The sequence below is a fragment of the Capnocytophaga granulosa ATCC 51502 genome (assembly GCF_000411115.1).
GTDB lineage: Bacteria > Bacteroidota > Bacteroidia > Flavobacteriales > Flavobacteriaceae > Capnocytophaga > Capnocytophaga granulosa.
In genome coordinates this window covers 192464-210118 of record NZ_KE150253.1, presented here as the reverse complement: position 1 = coordinate 210118, position 17655 = coordinate 192464, and the positions used below count along the sequence as shown (strand labels likewise).

15 protein-coding genes are annotated in these 17655 nt (G+C 42.2%); 6 read left to right on the top strand and 9 right to left on the bottom strand.

Annotated features, from left to right (window positions below):
• The first annotated feature begins 286 nt into the window (after positions 1-286).
• From HMPREF9331_RS05925 to HMPREF9331_RS05915, 3 genes are all read left to right on the top strand, one after another.
• Positions 287-697, top strand: a complete 411-nt coding sequence (locus HMPREF9331_RS05925) for a helix-turn-helix domain-containing protein (protein WP_016420105.1) — start codon at positions 287-289, stop codon at positions 695-697.
• 182 nt (positions 698-879) lie between these two features.
• Positions 880-1488: a TetR/AcrR family transcriptional regulator gene (locus HMPREF9331_RS05920; RefSeq protein WP_016420104.1), complete on the top strand. Its 609-nt coding sequence runs from the start codon at positions 880-882 to the stop codon at positions 1486-1488.
• A 128-nt stretch (positions 1489-1616) separates the two neighbouring features.
• Positions 1617-2972 carry a TolC family protein gene (locus HMPREF9331_RS05915; protein ID WP_016420103.1) on the top strand — a complete coding sequence of 452 codons (1356 nt, stop codon included), beginning with the start codon at positions 1617-1619 and terminating at the stop codon, positions 2970-2972.
• On the opposite strand, the gene HMPREF9331_RS05910 is transcribed toward HMPREF9331_RS05915, so the two are convergent.
• The 6 genes from HMPREF9331_RS05910 to HMPREF9331_RS05885 form a co-directional block, all read right to left on the bottom strand.
• On the bottom strand, positions 2969-3811 hold the full coding sequence (locus HMPREF9331_RS05910; protein WP_016420102.1) for a phosphatase PAP2 family protein: 843 nt from the start codon (positions 3809-3811) through the stop codon (positions 2969-2971). The genes HMPREF9331_RS05915 and HMPREF9331_RS05910 overlap by 4 nt on opposite strands.
• Before the next feature lie 93 nt (positions 3812-3904).
• Positions 3905-7714 carry a DNA-directed RNA polymerase subunit beta gene (rpoB, locus tag HMPREF9331_RS05905; protein ID WP_009640538.1) on the bottom strand — a complete coding sequence of 1270 codons (3810 nt, stop codon included), beginning with the start codon at positions 7712-7714 and terminating at the stop codon, positions 3905-3907.
• A 273-nt stretch (positions 7715-7987) separates the two neighbouring features.
• Positions 7988-8584 carry a Uma2 family endonuclease gene (locus HMPREF9331_RS05900; protein ID WP_016420101.1) on the bottom strand — a complete coding sequence of 199 codons (597 nt, stop codon included), beginning with the start codon at positions 8582-8584 and terminating at the stop codon, positions 7988-7990.
• A 77-nt stretch (positions 8585-8661) separates the two neighbouring features.
• Positions 8662-9501, bottom strand: coding sequence for a proline and serine-rich protein 1 family protein (locus tag HMPREF9331_RS05895; protein ID WP_016420100.1), 840 nt, complete (start codon positions 9499-9501; stop codon positions 8662-8664).
• Complete coding sequence (locus HMPREF9331_RS05890) at positions 9488-10204, bottom strand: CDP-alcohol phosphatidyltransferase family protein (protein ID WP_009640592.1); 717 nt, start codon at positions 10202-10204, stop codon at positions 9488-9490. Before HMPREF9331_RS05890 ends, HMPREF9331_RS05895 begins: the two co-directional genes overlap by 14 nt.
• A 33-nt stretch (positions 10205-10237) precedes the next feature.
• The gene (locus HMPREF9331_RS05885) at positions 10238-11044 is read right to left on the bottom strand and encodes an FKBP-type peptidyl-prolyl cis-trans isomerase (RefSeq protein WP_040357133.1); all 807 of its coding nucleotides are present in this window, start codon (positions 11042-11044) and stop codon (positions 10238-10240) included.
• Between the two features lie 110 nt (positions 11045-11154).
• On the opposite strand from HMPREF9331_RS05885, the gene HMPREF9331_RS05880 reads away from it, so the two are divergent.
• The 3 genes from HMPREF9331_RS05880 to HMPREF9331_RS05870 are packed head-to-tail and all read left to right on the top strand — an operon-like array spanning position 11155 to position 12771.
• Positions 11155-11541 carry an RNA-binding S4 domain-containing protein gene (locus HMPREF9331_RS05880; protein WP_009640591.1) on the top strand — a complete coding sequence of 129 codons (387 nt, stop codon included), beginning with the start codon at positions 11155-11157 and terminating at the stop codon, positions 11539-11541.
• Between the two features lie 54 nt (positions 11542-11595).
• Positions 11596-12084 (top strand): phosphoribosyltransferase family protein, encoded by a 489-nt coding sequence (locus HMPREF9331_RS05875; protein WP_016420098.1) that lies wholly within the window; start codon positions 11596-11598, stop codon positions 12082-12084.
• A 3-nt stretch (positions 12085-12087) separates the two neighbouring features.
• Positions 12088-12771 carry a hypothetical protein gene (locus HMPREF9331_RS05870; RefSeq protein WP_016420097.1) on the top strand — a complete coding sequence of 228 codons (684 nt, stop codon included), beginning with the start codon at positions 12088-12090 and terminating at the stop codon, positions 12769-12771.
• A 75-nt stretch (positions 12772-12846) separates the two neighbouring features.
• Here HMPREF9331_RS05870 and HMPREF9331_RS05865 read toward each other — a convergent pair whose 3' ends face one another.
• The 3 genes from HMPREF9331_RS05865 to HMPREF9331_RS05855 all read right to left on the bottom strand — a co-directional run bounded on the left by HMPREF9331_RS05865 (position 12847) and on the right by HMPREF9331_RS05855 (position 17655).
• A complete protein-coding gene (locus HMPREF9331_RS05865) occupies positions 12847-13716 on the bottom strand; it encodes a geranylgeranylglycerol-phosphate geranylgeranyltransferase (RefSeq protein ID WP_009640635.1) in 870 nt (289 codons plus the stop codon).
• 64 nt (positions 13717-13780) lie between these two features.
• Positions 13781-14452 carry a M48 family metallopeptidase gene (locus HMPREF9331_RS05860; protein ID WP_016420096.1) on the bottom strand — a complete coding sequence of 224 codons (672 nt, stop codon included), beginning with the start codon at positions 14450-14452 and terminating at the stop codon, positions 13781-13783.
• The gene (locus HMPREF9331_RS05855) at positions 14452-17655 is read right to left on the bottom strand and encodes a type I restriction endonuclease subunit R (protein WP_016420095.1); all 3204 of its coding nucleotides are present in this window, start codon (positions 17653-17655) and stop codon (positions 14452-14454) included. The genes HMPREF9331_RS05860 and HMPREF9331_RS05855 overlap by 1 nt, the downstream gene beginning before the upstream one ends.

The following is a 17655-nucleotide window of genomic DNA, read 5'->3' as shown; positions in this document are numbered from 1 at the left end:
CTCCCACAGATTCCACGGATTTTCACGGAGAGAATGATACAACAACTAAGTATAACTCCTTAATTTCCACGGATAAATAAGGCCTTTGGCCTTATAAAAATCTGTGTAAATCGCAACAGCACAATTACACAAACATAGAAAATCTGTGAAATCCGTGAAAATCTGTGGGAGCTTTCGTTATATCGAACTCACGTTAAATCTCTTGACTTTTCTGTTTTATTGTTGTAATTTTGCAACTCAAAAATAGTTGTTTACAATTAACAATTGATAATTAACAATTAAACAGATGTTTCTCATTTCTCTACCTGAAGAAGTCCTCCTTACGGGCGACAAGCTATTATTAGAAAATCTCTATGCCTCTATGTTGGCCTTAGGGGGTAGGCTCACCTACAATGCCCCTTATACCAAGAAGAAGCGGCTCCCCGATGCTGCTGCACTGACGCGTATACTCACGCAGGTACACAAGGCCACGGGACTCTCCCTTGAGGAGATTGTCCTTCAAAAGCGTGCTGCCAAGTGGGTCTATACCCGACTGCTTTTGGCGGCTTTGGCTAGCCAAGAGGGCTTCTCCGTAGAGCAAATCGCCAATGTATTACAACGCTCCGCCCCCTCCGTATATAGGCTCTTACAACAATACCGCAACGAAGTCAAGTACAACCCCGAATTCAAAAAACTGATTTCAGTGGTCGGGGGCTAGTGGTCACTCGTCATTTGTCATTTGTCATTTGTCACTATTTAAAAAACTTGGAAACTTTTTTTGTTTATTAAGTTTTTTTGTTTTACCTTTGCCCCCGAATTAAGTAAAAAAAGAAAAGTAAATAGTGATAGTGCATTTGCAAGTACTTTTCACTGTTCATTTCTCACTATTCACTTAAAAAGATGAAGCATTCTATCACTCAAAAAGCACTCACCTATTTCATGCAGTATGGCTTTAAGAGCTTTACTATGGACGACTTGGCCAATAGCCTTGGTATCTCCAAGAAAACCCTTTATGAGCAGTTCTCCTCCAAAAACGAACTGGTAGAGGCTGCTTTGGACTATGCCTTGGAAATGAGCTGCCACCAAGTAGATAAATTCGTCTCTGGTAAAGGGTCTGTTATTGAAAATGTATTTCGCAATCAGAAAGAAGTACAAAATCTGTTTAACCTCAGTAGTACCAAACCTATCTGGGAACTCAAGAAATATTTCCCTAAGACCTATGAGCGTATGGAGATAGAATTTACCAAGTCCGATGCTTGCTTCATTGACAAATTGCTTGAAAAAGGCTGGGAAGAAGGCCTTTTCAGAAAAGACATCAATGTTTCTTTTTTCAAGCTCTTTTACAGTAGTGTACAGCGCCTGCGTACTTTCAGTGATACTTTTGATGACAAAGAATTCCCTTTTTGGGATACCATATATACCCTTATGGAATATTTCTTTAGAATCATTGTCAATGAAAAAGGCCTCCAAGAACTCGAAAAAACACTCAAAAAAATAAAGAGTCACTGATCAGTAATTAGTGGTTAGTAATCAGTCATTAGTGGTCAGATAGCAGCAACTATCAAACTTAAAACCTTATAATCCTTAAACGTTGTAAGAATTAATAATTAACAATTGACAATTAACAATTAAAAAAAATGGTTCGTATTTTTATCTCAATACTCGCTCTTTGCGCCACTACTGCTCTTTGGGCACAGCAGAGCAGCGAACTCACCCTCGCTCAGGCTATTGATTATGCCCTCAAGAGCAAGGCTGATGCCCAAAAAGCACGCTTAGAAATCAAAAAAAGTGAATACAAAATCCAAGAGGCTCGTGCCAATGCCTTACCTCGTCTCGCTGCCTCTGCTGGTATGAGCTACAATCCTAAATTGCAGGCTACTTATATAGATGCTAGCACCTTCGCTCCCCCTGGTATGCCTGTGTCCGACGAGCCTATAAAAATGGAAATGGGTCAAAAATGGGGTTCCTCTGCGGAGCTTAAGCTCACCCAAGTAGTCTTCAATCAGGCAGTATTCATAGGACTTAGGGCTGCACGTACTACCCGAGAGTTCTACCTCATCAACGAACAACTCACCCAAAACGAAATCATTGAGAAAGTAGCTCAGGCTTATTGGAAAGTCTACCAAGCACAACAGGCCTTGCAAAATATACAGGAAAACCTTGCCCTAACTGAAAAAACAGCCCAAGTAGTAGAAGGTTCTTTCAAAGCAGGATTGGCCAAGAAAATAGACCTTGACCGCATTACAGTAGCACTTAACAACCTCAGATCCGCAGAGCAACAAGCCTCCAGCGGACTCACACTAGCTAAGCATGCGCTCAAATATCTCATGGGATTGCCTATCACTGAGCCTATTTCTCTGCCCAAAGATGCTTTCAAAGCAGATTATCGCTTGGCTTTTGAGAAAGGAGATGCTTCCAACCGTACGGAGATAAAAGCACTCGAAAAACAAAAGGAACTCCTCACACTAAGTGCCAAGGCTACCCGAAGTGGATTATATCCTTCCCTTGCCCTACAAGCCACTTATGGCTACCTCGGTATGGGACCTAAAACCCCCTTGATCTATGGAAAGAAAGACAAGGTATATTGGTCTAATTACTCAGCCATTAGCCTCGGGCTTAATATACCCATTTTCTCTGGATTTGGCACCAAAGCCAAAGTGCAACAGGCCTTGATAGAGATAGAGGCTATTGATGCTACCCTCAAGGATACACGCTTGGCTATGGACTTGGCTCAAGAAAACGCACAAACCCAATTGGCTAACAACTTGCTAACGATACAAACCCAAGAAGAAAACGTGAAGCTCGCCCAAGAAGTACTCTCCAATACTCAAAATAATTACCAGCAAGGGCTAGCTTCCCTTACCGACCTATTGGAGTCCGAACGTGCCCTTTCCGATGCTAAAAACAGCTATACCAATGCGCTACTTTCTTACAAATTAGCAGAGATTAGTCTGCTCAAAGCTCAAGGAAATTTGGACGCCTTAAAGAATTAAAAAGAAACGACTACCCCCATCCCTACACCTTGTGTTTTAGCATCGTAGGTAGGGAAAGCCAGCACATGCAGAGAGGAAGCCTCACCCGCTATCCTCTCTTTTTTACTTTGTAAGAGCTTGGAGGTATAGGGAAAAAGCAAATAGGAGAGTTTCGTGGAGAGAATGCCAATACCCGCACCCGCCACCACATCCGATGCCCAGTGCCGATTGTTATAGATGCGCAATAGCCCTACCCCTGTGGCCACCACATAGCCCGTAATCCCGACCCAAGGCTGGCTGTGCTTATACTCTTGGTAGAGCATCTCCACTCCTGTAAAGACTGTAGCGGTATGCCCCGAAGGAAATGAATTACGAGTGCTATTATCAGGCCTGAGTTGCCTTATGGTATATTTCATAGAATTGACAAAAACAGCTGTCATTGCATAAGCCGTCGCCCCAATGAGCACACGCTCCTTGAGGTTGTGTGCGGGCTCCATACCCAAATTGGGCAAAGCAAATACCCCCGCTATAGGCAAATATTGCAAGTGGTCATCTATCCGTAACTTCCCTTTTACATTATTGGTTACATAGTGCTGCAATTTGTGGTCAAAACGCGAATCTATAGACAAGGCACCTCTGGCAATAAGTGCCGCAGGAATGAGCAGTGACCAAGGGCGTATATAGGGGCGACGGATAGGGATAGGGATATGCCCCTGTGGCAATGTATCTCGCATCATCTCGCCACGGACTATGGTATCTTGGACTATTTCACTATGTATTATGGTATCTTGCACCACCTCTTGTGCTTGTATTTCATTGCCCAAAAAGCACAATACGACAAATATCCATATATATCTCATATTTTCTTATTTTTGGTTTAAAAGAAAATTCCAAACTATTGAATGCTCAGTAGTTTGGAATTTCTGTAGGGGCAAATGGCTATCTGCCCTATCTTAGTCTTCTAATCTTATATCCAAGCCCAATCCTTTAAGCTCGTGCATGAGCACATTGAAGGACTCTGGCAAGCCTGGTTCTGGCATGGTATCACCATGAACGATGGCCTCATAGGTGCGTGCACGACCGATTACGTCATCGGACTTCACAGTCAAGATTTCACGCAAGGTGCTAGAAGCTCCATAAGCCTCCAATGCCCATACCTCCATCTCTCCAAAACGCTGACCACCAAACTGTGCTTTACCACCCAATGGCTGTTGTGTGATAAGTGAGTATGGTCCTATGGAACGTGCGTGCATCTTATCATCGATCATGTGGCCGAGCTTAATCATATAGATCACCCCAACGGTCGCTTTCTGGTCAAAACGCTCTCCTGTACCTCCATCATATAGGTAAGTATGTCCAAAGGCAGGTACTCCTGCTTTCTCTGTATATTCGGTGATTTGTTCCAAAGAGGCCCCGTCAAAGATAGGAGTGGCAAACTTCAAGCCGAGTTTCTGCCCTGCCCAACCAAGTACGGTTTCATATATCTGCCCAATGTTCATACGCGAAGGCACCCCAAGTGGGTTAAGTACGATATCTACCGGTGTTCCGTCTTCCAAGAAAGGCATATCTTCATCACGTACGATACGAGCTACGATACCCTTATTTCCGTGACGTCCTGCCATCTTATCCCCTACCTTGAGCTTACGCTTCTTGGCGATGTATATCTTGGCCAATTTCATGATACCTGCTGGAAGTTCGTCCCCTACCGATAGGGTAAATTTCTCACGTCGGAGCATTCCTTGTAGGTCATTGAGCTTAATCTTATAGTTGTGGATAAGGTCATTGATCAGTTCATTGGTATGATCATCCGTTGTCCAACCTCCTGATACAAGGTGTGTATAGTCTTCTATCTCTTTGAGTCCCTTTTGGGTATGTTTTCTTCCCTTTGGTATGATTTCTTCCCCTAGGTCATTGAATACCCCTTGGGAAGTTTTACCATTGACCAAGTAGAAGAGTTTCTCTAGTAAGCGGTCTTTAAGCTCTTCTGCCTTAGCCACGAAAGCAGCATCAAGGGCAGCGGCTTCGTCCTTCTCCTTGCTGCGTTTTTGTTTGGTTTTCACCGCACGAGCAAAAAGTTTCTTGCCGATAACTACCCCTTCTAGTGATGGAGAGGCTTTTAAAGAGGCATCTTTTACGTCTCCTGCCTTATCCCCGAAGATCGCACGAAGTAGCTTTTCTTCTGGTGTAGGATCACTCTCTCCCTTAGGGGTTACCTTACCGATGAGGATATCCCCTGGCTTGATATTAGCCCCAATACGTACTATACCATTTTCATCAAGGTCTTTGGTAGCATCTTCTGATACGTTAGGAATATCATTGGTAAGCTCCTCAACCCCAAGCTTAGTATCACGTACATCAAGGGTATATTCGTCTATATGGATAGAAGTGAAAATATCTTCACGAATCACACGTTCGGAAATTACAATTGCATCCTCAAAGTTATATCCCTTCCATGGCATAAAGGCTACTTTCATATTGCGACCCAAGGCCAATTCTCCATTTTGGGTAGCATACCCCTCACAGAGTACCTGTCCCTTTTTCACCCTATCTCCCTTGCGAACAATCGGTTTTAGGTTGATACAAGTACCTTGGTTAGTACGGCGGAACTTGATTAGGTCATAAGTGGTCAGCTCACTATCAAAAGAAACCAAGATTTCGTCTTCGGTTCTATCGTAGCGGATAACGATCTTATTGGCATCTACATACTCTACTGTACCTTCTCTTTCAGCATTCATAAGCACACGGGAGTCGGTAGCCACACGTTGTTCCAAACCTGTACCTACGATAGGTGCTTCAGGGCGCAAAAGTGGTACTGCCTGGCGCATCATGTTGGAACCCATCAGCGCACGGTTCGCGTCATCGTGTTCCAAGAAAGGAATTAGCGAAGCCGAAATAGAGGCAATCTGGTTTGGAGCCACGTCTATATAATCTACTTCTTCGCGAGAGACAACAGGGAAATCCCCGTCTTCTTTTACAACCAAGCGCTCATCAAGGATATTTCCTTGATCATCTACATGGATATTGGCCTGAGGAATCTTAAGTCCTTCCTCTTCTTCTGCACTCATATAGATAAGCTCATTGAGCTTTATCTTTCCGTTTTCTACCTTGCGGTAAGGAGTTTCTATGAATCCCATAGAATTGACTTTCGCATATACGGCCAATGAGGAGATAAGCCCGATGTTTGGCCCTTCTGGAGTCTCAATAGGACAAAGACGACCATAGTGGGTATAGTGTACGTCACGTACCTCAAAGCCTGCACGCTCTCTCGATAGACCTCCAGGCCCAAGGGCTGATAACCTACGCTTGTGCGTGATTTCGGCTAGCGGATTGGTCTGGTCCATGAATTGGGACAGCTGGCTGGTTCCAAAGAAGGAGTTAATCACTGAAGAAAGTGTCTTTGCATTGATCAAATCCAGCGGAGTAAATACCTCATTATCACGTACATTCATACGCTCACGTATGGTACGTGCCATACGAGAAAGTCCCACGCCAAACTGTGCTGAAAGCTGCTCCCCTACTGTACGTACCCTACGATTGGACAAGTGGTCTATATCATCTACCTCCGCTTTAGAGTTAATCAGCTCTATAAGGTATTTTACAATTGTAATGATATCTTCCTTGGTAAGTACCTGTTTTTCCATAGGTATATCCAAGGACAATTTCTTGTTCATACGGTAACGCCCTACATCGCCCAAGTTGTAACGCTGGTCGGAGAAGAAAAGCTTATCTATGATATCGCGAGCGGTCTCCTCATCGGGTGGTTCCGCATTACGCAATTGGCGATAGATGTGTTCCACTGCTTCCTTTTCGGAGTTGGTAGGGTCCTTCTGCAAAGTGTTGTGGATGATATTGTAATCAGCTGTATGCTCATCTTCCTTGTGTAGGAGGATGGTCTTTACATTCGCTTCTACAATCTCATCTATATGTTCTTTTTCCAAAACCGTATCACGGTCAAGGATTATTTCGTTACGTTCTATGGATACCACTTCTCCTGTGTCCTCATCTACGAAGTCCTCATGCCAAGTGTTGAGCACACGAGCTGCCAAGCGGCGACCCAAATATTTCTTAAGTCCTGTCTTAGAGACTTTTACCTCTTCTGCCAAATCAAATATCTCCAAGATATCCTTATCGCGCTCAAAACCAATTGCACGGAAAAGGGTGGTTACAGGAAGTTTTTTCTTACGGTCTATATAGGCGTACATCACATTGTTGATGTCCGTGGTGAACTCTATCCATGAACCTTTGAAGGGGATAATACGCGCTGAATAGAGCTTAGTCCCGTTCGCATGGTAGGATTGCCCAAAGAATACCCCTGGAGAGCGGTGTAGTTGAGAAACGATCACACGCTCTGCTCCATTGATCACAAAGGTACCACTGGTGGTCATATAAGGAATAGTTCCCAAATATACATCCTGCACTATGGTCTCAAAGTCCTCATGTTCAGGATCTGTACAGAAAAGCTTTAGGCGTGCCTTTAGCGGTACGCTATAGGTAAGACCACGCTGTATACACTCCTCTACCGAATAGCGAGGCGGATCTATGAAGTAGTCAAGGAACTCAAGGACAAACTGATTCCGTGTGTCGGTAATAGGAAAATTCTCCTTGAAGGTACTGTACAGCCCTTCATTGCTTCGTGCATCCGACTTGGTCTCCATCTGGAAAAAGTCCTGAAACGACTTTATTTGGATATCCAAAAAGTCAGGATAGTCAGGCACATGCTTAGTGGAAGCAAAATTAATTCTGGCAGGTTGGTTCGTAAGCATCTATTATAATATAAATGGTTAATGGTAATGGCTTGCATTGCAGCCATTTAGGTAAATACACACTACATAACAAAGCCCAGCCCTCTAAAAGTTTCCCTCCAAGAGCTGGTTTTCAATAAGTTATTTCGTTATACAGTGCATACTTCTTTCAAGGGGGCAAATTTAAAAATTTTATTTGTTATTTACCCTTTACACCACGTTAATAGTTTGTTAAATACAATGAGTGATTAGTGGTTAGTGATTAGTGATTAGTGATTAGTCACTAGTCATTAGTCACTCTTTAAATATAAGTTTCGTATCTATTTTCATTTCGGGGAATTTCCTTGAACTAAAGACATCTCCCTCGGAGACAGGAGGCAACCCTATATAGGTATCCCCTTCCAAGACATAGCGATAGATAGCCTTATCATCTGCATCTACAATCCAGTATTCGGGTACGCCTGCCTCTTGGTAGATTTCGTATTTATCCTTGAGGTCTTTGCGAGAGTTGGAGGGTGAGAGAATCTCCACTACCAAGTCTGGTGCCCCTACACAGCCCCTTCCGTCTATCTTTTCCAAATCACAAACCACACATAAGTCGGGTTGTACTATGGTATATATTTGGTTGTCTGTCATTCCTTTTGCCCCTTTGGCAGGTATACGTACATCAAAAGGCGCAGGATACACCCTACAAGTCTTGTTTCTGAAAAAAGACATCAACTCAAAGTTGATTTCGTTAAGTACCCGCTGATGTATCTCTCTCGGAGCGGGAGACATCTTAAAGAGCTTACCACGTAACAACTCTACCTGCTCTTTGAATCGCCAAAGTAGGTAATCCGCATAGGTATAAGTCCCATTTACATCTAACTGATTTATATCGGTAATCACCATATTATTAGTTTTGAGTTCTGAATTTTAAATTTTGAGTTATTCTACTCTTCACTTTTCATTCTTCACTCTTAACTTTTTCACTTATTAGAGACATATTCCATTAGTTGTCTCTTATAGCTGTCAAAGGTAAAGATATCATATATAGTGAAGAAATTCCCTTTATCTGCACATAGGTCATAGAGGTATTTGCCCATATCTACTTTGTTGTTTTCAAAGTCAAGAGCTCGTAACAACTGCTTGATCTGCGCACAAGTATAGGCTGTATTGCGCTGTTGGTTGATAAAGGCAATACGCTCTTTGTCAAAGTTGAGTTTTCTATACGAATTATAAAAATTAGCAAATACCTCCTCTGGCATCACAGGCACATGTGGGGCAACAGATAGGTGACTGCCCGCTTGATAGGGATTGTTCCATATATCATTCCATTCGCCCCCATACCATTGTTTGTCAATAGGATAGAGTGCTAATTCATAGAGACCATATTGTACAAAGTAATCCAATACGGTACGACTATTCTGCTGGGCTGTTATAGTAGTACGATAGATTAAGAAGCCATTGAGATAGATGGACATAGGCACTGCCCCCGAACGTACATCGAAGAAGCGAAACTTACCTGTTGGCCCGCTAATCTGCTGGTCACCAAGTGTTACTGTGAAAAAACCACTATCCGCAATACGCAAAAACACCTCCGAATAGCCATAAGGGGCGGGATTCCATTGGTACTGCCCTGGTGCTGTCCTATATTGCTGCAAGTCAGGTCGTTTATTTCTGTTTCCATCTATATCTACCTCAATGCGCACTGAATTGATATCAGAGGCACTGGCCTCATTGCGCAAAAACTTCCCTGCTGTTCCTGCCCGCTGTGCAAAAGTCATTTGGACTAATAACAGACCTAATAATAAGCTAAATTGTTTCATTTTTATCTTTGTTTTTAAAAAGGTTACTCCCTATAGATAGCAAGATGTATGCCAAAATGATAAGAGCAAACGCATTTATTTGAAAACAAAGCAATAACACTAAGCTAAGTAGTAAGAAAATATACTTAATAGCATTCTTCTTGAGCGAAAAATCCTTGAACTTGAGCGAGAAAAGGGGCAGATTGCTATTGAGCAGATAACAACTCACCAGCGTAATAAGTAGTGCTACCCATAGCGGTAGCGCACTGATATACTGCGCCTTCTGTACCATATACCCTACCGTAAGAATAAAAAGCGCATTGGCAGGAGTAGGAAGCCCGATAAAGGAATCATGCTGACGTGTGTCTATGTTAAATCGTGCCAAGCGATAGGCCGAAGCCAAGGTTACCAAATAACCTGCAAAGGGTAGAAAAAGATGTACTGCATCTCCGTAAGGAGCTGTCCCAAAACTGATGAGCGAATACATCACCTGCCCTGGTACCAAGCCTGAAGTAACCATATCGGCCAAGGAATCCAACTGCAAGCCTAAGGGCGAGGTAACCTTCAGCCAGCGGGCTGCAAAGCCATCAAAGAAATCAAAGACAATCCCTAAGAAAAACCATAACAAGGCCATATCAAAGGCCTGATCCATGGCAAACCTTAAGGCTACTATCCCACAAGAGAGATTCAGCAGCGTGATGAGATTAGGGATAAATTTTTTCATTTTTTATTAGTCATTAGTCACATTAGTCATTAGTCACTGACAAGGGTTTGCATCCAAGTAATCCACTCTTCCATTTCCATTACAGTCAGGGAAGGTAATGGTACCATCCTGATGATGTTGTATCTCATTAATGGACGGAATACCATCACCATCGTGGTCGTAACGCTCTGTCTTTAAGAGATTTATTTCAAATATCAAGGGAGTATAGGCTGGAATATTGGAAGTACCTGTATAGTAGGTAATACCCGAAGGCATAAAGAACACCCCTACTCCTCCATCGGTAGGAGCCACCAGCTTACCATTGCTCTGCTCTGTTATTGCAGAAGTCGAAGCCTTTAACATCGCTACAGCCTCACGAAAGCCCATAACTGTACCTCCTCTGTAAGCACTCGCTTCTCTTCCAAGCAAGTCCATCCAATTGTCATAGGTAAAGAGGGTTCCATCGTCATACACCTTTCCATCAAGCGATTCAGCCTTATAGAGCACAAAAGAGTGATCAGCTACTGTAGCCTGCTGTCCATTGCCCTCGCGCAATATCACATAATACATAGTGTTGGTAATATAGTTGTTGTGCTGGTCTAGCACCCTTAGTTCTTTGCGCTTAAGGTCTGCTCTATCCCAAATAGAAGTCTTGCCTGTGCTCCCCACAGCCCCTAGAACGATGTTCCCATCACTGTCTAGTTCGCAATAATGGCTCTTAAGGTAGGCCTGTATAGCCTGATCATTTTCTGGAATTACCTCGGTCATCTCACGAATCTTCTCTCCATTATCCTCACTTTTCTTACATGAATACAAGCCTAATAAGGCAAACGACATCAATAGAATACTCTTTTTTATCATTAGAAAAATAAATACTTTAATTTGGGTGCAAGTTACAAAAAAATCTCGTATTTTTGCATGAAATTTTTACTTTAATTTTCTCTGTTCTCTATTCACTATTCACTTAAGTTATGCGAATCGACAAATACCTTTGGTGCGTACGCTATTACAAAACGCGCAACATCGCCACTGAAGCCTGTAAGAAAGGTCATATACGTATCAACGGGGAGGTAGCCAAAGCCTCCAAGGAGGTCTTCCCTCAGGATAAGGTACAGATCAAAAAAGACCAAATCACCTATGAGATCCAGGTTAATGACCTTCCTGAATCCCGTGTAGGTGCTAAGCTCGTCGGTCTCTATTGTACTGATAACACCCCCGAAGAAGCCTTTGAGCAGGCCAAAGCCCAACAACAAGCCCAAGAATATTACCGACAAAAAGGCGAAGGCCGACCCACCAAAAAAGACCGCCGCGAACTTGAAGAATTTCTCATTGGGGGAATCTCTACACAAGTAGAATAGGTAAGGCTATTTGCCTCTATTAATAATTAACAATTAACCATTAATAATTAACAATTGACTACCATTCTTACCTCCGAGCAAATCGCTCACAAGATCCGTCGTATAGCCTACCAAATCTATGAGGCTAATATACACCAAGAAAAGATCATCCTTGCGGGCATAGAACGCAACGGATACATCTTTGCCGAAAAGCTACATGAGGAGCTAAGCCGTATCTGCCCTATCCCTGTGATATTGTGCAGCGTTAAGGTCAACAAAACCAATGTCTTAGCCCCTGTAACCACCTCCCTACCCGTGGAGGAATACACCAACCAGTCCGTCGTCTTGGTAGATGACGTCCTTAGCAGTGGAGCCACCCTTATCTATGGGGTTAAGCACTTCCTTGAGGTGCCCCTCAAGCAACTCAAAACCGCTGTGCTAGTGAACCGTAACCATAAGAAATTCCCTATCAAGGCCGATTTCAAAGGACTTTCCCTCTCCACCTCTCTACAAGAACATATTGAGGTGAGTTTTGAGGGCGAACCCCATGCCTATTTACAATAAGTTATGCTGATTTCTTTACTGATTATCTTCATCTTTTTTAGCACCCTCCTCAAGCTCAGCTTCTGGAGGTTGTGGCAGATAGCCCTATGGGCAGGCGTACTAGTGGCCTTCCTTTGGGGTAGTTACGACTTTGCCTCCGAACAATCCCAAACGACCCTCAGCCAGTGGCTCGCCTCCCCTAAGATACTAAGCGACATGGCTGTACTAATTACCATAGAATCAGCCATAGGACTGCTCTTTGCCTTTGTCGCTCTAAGGGATTACTACCAAAACCGCCGTAGCAAGGCACAACATATCCTTTTGGCTTTCCCAGGCCTACTACTCTTCCCCTGCCTTATCTATGTGCTGGCACAGGCCTTCTTCTTCTTCTCAGGAGCCGACTTCGCCAAGACAACTCTCTATGCTTGTCTTTCCCTATTCGCTTTTATGCTACTGGGTACCAAGGGCATCGCTGCGCTACTACCAGAGAAAGATCTGCGTTTGGAAGTACTCCTTATGGTCAACATTCTTATTATCCTCTTAGGCCTTACTGCCACTGCAAGTGCCCAAATCATCTATGCCCCTAAGAGTGAACCCATCGATTTTGTCCTCTTAGGTAAGGTATTCCTTTTCTTCCTCTCTCTCTTTGCCTTAGGCTTCGCCGCCAGCAAAGGTTATTGGTACCTCAAAGGAAAAAGAAATCATTAGTAGTTAGTGATTAGTGGTTAGTGATTAGTCTAAGTTCGTACTTTTCACTCTTCTCTATTCACTTTTCACTCTTCTCTATCTCCTTACTAGCACAATACAGAATACACCGACCACGATAATCACCTTGAGCAGGTTATGGAGGAAGGCATAATGTATCTCTGTTTTGCTCCGCCATAGGATAGGGGTAAAGACCGCCAGTAGTACGATGGCAGCCAAGATAAAATAGTACTTCATTGCCCCTGTATCAGGAAAAGAGGTCAAGAAATACACACACAGAAGCGTTAGCCCTACCAGCAAACTAATCAGTTGCTTAGAGCTTCGCTCCCCATAATCAGTAGCTATGGTGTGGTAACCCAAGGCAAAATCTCCCTTGATATTCTGTAAGTCCTTCACAAAGTCCTTAGCCAAGAGCAAGTAGTAAAGAAAAGCCGCATGGACAAATATAACTTTCTGAAAATTATGATAATACACAAATATAGCAAAGAAAGGAATAATGGAGAGTATCCCTGAGATGATATTGCCCACCAGCACCATTTTCTTCAAGCGATGCGAGTAGAACCACATCATAAAGATATAGATAGAGAAGAACAGCACCGCTGCAAAAGACACATAGCTGGCCACAATCACCGAAAGGAAATTTAGCACGAAGTAGAGGGTAAGTTTCGTATTTTGTCCCACCAAGCGTTCTATCATCGCCCGTGTAGGCTTATTGATCATATCCTTTTCCTTGTCATAGAACGCATTGATAATATAGCCTCCTGCCACTGCCAAAGCTCCAGAGAGCACTATAGCAAAGAGCCGTCCATCAAGCAACACCCTTTTTATAGGTGCCCTTGAGAGAATAAAGATAGCTGTTAGGTATTGAGCCACACACAGCATCAGGATATTATACCCCCGCACCACTGAGAAAAGCCCTAATATTTTTTTCTTTTCCACCTGCCACATAGCATAGGTCGTTTTATTTCCTGCAAAAGTAAGTAATTTTATTTATAAAAGCAAATACTCCAAACTAACTCATTGTTTCCAAAAGTTGCTTCCATCTCCGCCAATCTGGCATAAAGGATTCCAATAAACTATAAAATGCTCCACTATGATTATGATGTACCAAATGACAGAGTTCATGTAATATTACATAGGTAATACAAGATATAGGAGCTTTGATAAGCTCCACATTTAGAAGAATTTTCCCCCCAGTGGTACAACTTCCCCAACGCTTTTCCATAGGTTTTATAACTAAGGTAGGTTTTTCTAGCTGAAATCTATTGAATAAAACAAACTGTTGCGAGAAAAGTTGGCTCAAAACAATCTTTGCTCTTGTGCGATACCATGTTTGCAATAGCGCTTTTACTTGTTCTGAAGAGGGATTAAGAGTTTTTACTACCAATCGTCCTTGATAGAATATCACCACTTCTTCTTCGGATTCCTCTATTTTCAGCATATATTGCCTGCCTAAATACAAAAAAGTCTCCCCTCCTACATATTGGCGAGGAGGGAGCTTGGGCAGATAGGTCTCAAAGATCGCTTGCTGTTTTTTGATCCATCTGCTTTTAGCTTCCACATGAAGTGCTATCACCTCTAGAGGGGTATCTATAGGGGCAAATACTTTTACCGAGGTATCTGGATAGACCTTTATACCTAAGGTTTTTCTATCAGTATAAAAAAGTTCATAGTGGGTACTCATCATCCTATTTGTTTACTTACTTTTACGATTTCTTCTATAATAACATCTACTATATCAAAAGGAATTTCTACGCCTTGATATTTCAGCTGATAGAAAAAATCGTCTATAGTTTTTTCTATTTCTTTTACCAACAAACTATTTTGTTGCCAATCTACAATAGGAGTGCCCTCTTCATAGATAATGTGATTGATAAGCAAATCTAACTGCAAAGCCCATTCTACTTTTTGGGTAGTATTAGGCAAGGAGTCAAGGGTTTTGAGATGTTCGCCTAAGAGATTGTAGAAAGCAGTAGCTTTTTTATTTCCTATTAAAGCCTCTGGCAAATCGGATTGTGCTCCTTCAAAAAACTGGTTTTCATAATCTCTTACCCTATTGAAATACTCCAATTCATCTATACGTTTTTGCCTATATGCCTCAATGGTTTGCCTGATGAGAGTAGAGAGTTTTTGATAAAAAACAGGGTCTTCATCCATCTTTATACTGATAGCCTTCTCGGTGCGCGAAGCAATATGGTCGGCTTTGGAGGCATGCCCTTTAATTTCTTCTAAAGCTTTGTCTCTCGCTTCTTTGTCAAACAAATCTATCTTTTCAGTGATTTGTAAAAATTCCCCATCGGTAATGATGTGTTTATCAATCAGTTTTTTTATTTGCTTTTCGTATTCAGTGTAATCAATCGTGTCAAAATAACGACGTGCTACATCGGTACGCAAGGCGAGAAAGAACTTCAAATCTTCTTGATACCTTCCTATAGTAGGTGCATTCTCAGGCGTATCAAACCCCACTAACGAAAGGGCTAACTTCAGCATACGTGCAAAAAGGGAAAACCGTTCATAAAATGTTTCTCTTTTTTCTTTGTCTGATAATAGTTCAGCGTATGCTTCGGTGTCGTATTTATTTTTTACGGTTTTGAAAATATCCCACAATTGCGAATGTAACTGTGGCAGCTTTTCAATTTCTTTAGCAGCATTGGTAACAGTTCCCTTGAGATCGTCCGCCTCAAAGTCTTCCCAAGAACCGTACATTTCAATGGCTTTGTCAAGATTTTCCAAGTTACCGTAATAATCTACTATAAGTCCATAATCCTTACCCTCTTTCACACGGTTTACACGTGCAATCGCTTGCAAAAGGGTATGCTCTTTGAGACCACGGGTCAGATACATAACCTTTACGATAGGAGCATCAAAACCTGTGAGGAGTTTATCTACCACAATCAATAATTCAGGCTCTTCTCGATCTCTAAATCCATTGATAAGGCTATCTTCATATTTTTGCGGAGAGCCATAGATGTCCATCATAGCTTTGTAAAAAGAGCCTACTTTATAGTCATCTTCTTCTAAGAGATCGTCATTGTTTTCTCTCATATCAGGGGCAGAAATCAGCACCTCACAATTAAGTTTGCATTCTTTCTCCAGATAGTATTGGTATCTTATGGCTGCGGTTTTACTGAGGGTTACTAGCATTGCTTTAAAACCTTCATTTTGTACATTGTTTTTAAAGTGTTCTGCTATATCCCAAGCACGCGCCTGAATAATCTGGTCGGCATTATTGAGCTGGGCAATACTGTTTACCTTGCGTTTTAAGCGTGCTTTGCCATAATCATTAAGAGGATCTGAGACACGATTAAAATAGTTGTCTAAGGGTTTTTCATTCAGATCATATTGGTTGTGTCTACCTTCATAGAGGATCGGTACTATTGCTCCATCGGCTACCGCATCGGTAATCGTATAGGGGGTACCAATAATACCTCCGAACTTAGCCGCTGTGTTTTTCTCTTTTTTCATCAAGGGGGTACCTGTGAAAGCAATAAAGCAAGCCTTAGGGAATACTTGTTGCATTTTTACTCCTAACCTACCATATTGGGTACGATGAGCTTCGTCTATCAGTACAAATATCTCCGATGAGGTAAGCACTTTTTTTAATTGATTTACTACAGTTTCAAACTTGTGAATAGTCGTAGTAATCACTCTATCTGTACGTTCTCTTAGCAGTTCTGTAAGGTTAGTACCTGTAGAGGCTTTCACCACAGGTAGGTTACATTTTTTGAAGGTCTCACTTATTTGTTTATCAAGATCCGTGCGATCCGTTACCAATAACAACTTAGGGTGCTTAATGTTCTTATCCACAGCCAAAAGTTGTGCCAGCATAACCATAGTTAGTGATTTACCACTCCCCTGAGTATGCCAGATAACCCCTCCTGTACGCTTACCATTCTCTATATGCTTTACCCTTGCTAAGGTGTCCTCCACGGCAAAAAACTGTTGATAACGAGCTATCTTCTTGATATGATTATCAAAAATAGTATAGTACTGCATAAGGCGCAACAAACGGTCTTTGCGACAAAGGTAATAAAGCAAAAGGTCTTGCTCGACAAGTAGCACCTCCTCCTGTGCTCTTTGATGAAAAAAATCTTGAGTTTCCTTGTTGTGTTTTGCAAAAAGAGCCTCCTGTTCCTCTCTAGGCAGAGGCTTATTTTTAAGCTCCTTCAGTTGATCTATTACTTGTGCTTGCGCTTCTTGGCTACCAAAGAGTTCTCGCCATACTTGCCAGTATTTTAGTGGGGTTGCTGTAGTAGCATAACGGGCTTCATTCACTGACAAGGCCAACAGTAGCTGTGAATATTGGTATAGCTCACGTATGCCATCGTCTTTCTGGTTGCGCAAGTGCTGCGAAATAGCCTCTGTGATAGGATTTTTTATCACATTGCTTTTACACTCTATGACTACTATAGGAATACCATTGATAAAGAGCACAATATCAGGTCGGTAATAATCATTACGGGCAGTACGTGTTACCTGAAATTCTTCACTTACATGAAAGACATTGTTCTCTGGGACTTCCCAATCTATATACCGAAAAGAATAACTTTTCTTGCTACCTCCAATAGTTTGCTCAAAGGATTTACCAAGGGTAAGCAGATCATACACTTGTTGGCTTACCGCCATAAAGCCCTCCTGAGTGGGGAGTTCTTTAAGAGCTGCCACTGCCGCATGGATATTCTCCGCTGAAAAATCATAGTCTTTCCCTCGGTAGTGAATACGGTTTATCTTGGCGAGTTGCGCCTTGAGGATAGGTTCCAGCAGTACATTACTATACTTATTACCGCGCATAGCCAAAGCTTCTTCAGACGATAAGTATTGATACCCCATATTTATTAGGAGTTGCAAAGCAGGTATCTTTGATATGATTTCTTCTTTATAATTCAT

Bases quoted from the DNA above. Each gene is read 5' to 3' on its own strand.
- HMPREF9331_RS05925 (WP_016420105.1), top strand. From the start codon at position 287: ATGTTTCTCATTTCTCTACCTGAAGAAGTCCTCCTTACGGGCGACAAG.
- HMPREF9331_RS05920 (WP_016420104.1), top strand. From the start codon at position 880: ATGAAGCATTCTATCACTCAAAAAGCACTCACCTATTTCATGCAGTAT.
- HMPREF9331_RS05915 (WP_016420103.1), top strand. From the start codon at position 1,617: ATGGTTCGTATTTTTATCTCAATACTCGCTCTTTGCGCCACTACTGCT.
- HMPREF9331_RS05910 (WP_016420102.1), bottom strand. From the start codon at position 3,811: ATGAGATATATATGGATATTTGTCGTATTGTGCTTTTTGGGCAATGAA.
- rpoB (WP_009640538.1), bottom strand. From the start codon at position 7,714: ATGCTTACGAACCAACCTGCCAGAATTAATTTTGCTTCCACTAAGCAT.
- HMPREF9331_RS05900 (WP_016420101.1), bottom strand. From the start codon at position 8,584: ATGGTGATTACCGATATAAATCAGTTAGATGTAAATGGGACTTATACC.
- HMPREF9331_RS05895 (WP_016420100.1), bottom strand. From the start codon at position 9,501: ATGAAACAATTTAGCTTATTATTAGGTCTGTTATTAGTCCAAATGACT.
- HMPREF9331_RS05890 (WP_009640592.1), bottom strand. From the start codon at position 10,204: ATGAAAAAATTTATCCCTAATCTCATCACGCTGCTGAATCTCTCTTGT.
- HMPREF9331_RS05885 (WP_040357133.1), bottom strand. From the start codon at position 11,044: ATGATAAAAAAGAGTATTCTATTGATGTCGTTTGCCTTATTAGGCTTG.
- HMPREF9331_RS05880 (WP_009640591.1), top strand. From the start codon at position 11,155: ATGCGAATCGACAAATACCTTTGGTGCGTACGCTATTACAAAACGCGC.
- HMPREF9331_RS05870 (WP_016420097.1), top strand. From the start codon at position 12,088: ATGCTGATTTCTTTACTGATTATCTTCATCTTTTTTAGCACCCTCCTC.
- HMPREF9331_RS05865 (WP_009640635.1), bottom strand. From the start codon at position 13,716: ATGTGGCAGGTGGAAAAGAAAAAAATATTAGGGCTTTTCTCAGTGGTG.
- HMPREF9331_RS05860 (WP_016420096.1), bottom strand. From the start codon at position 14,452: ATGAGTACCCACTATGAACTTTTTTATACTGATAGAAAAACCTTAGGT.
- HMPREF9331_RS05855 (WP_016420095.1), bottom strand. From the start codon at position 17,655: ATGAATTATAAAGAAGAAATCATATCAAAGATACCTGCTTTGCAACTC.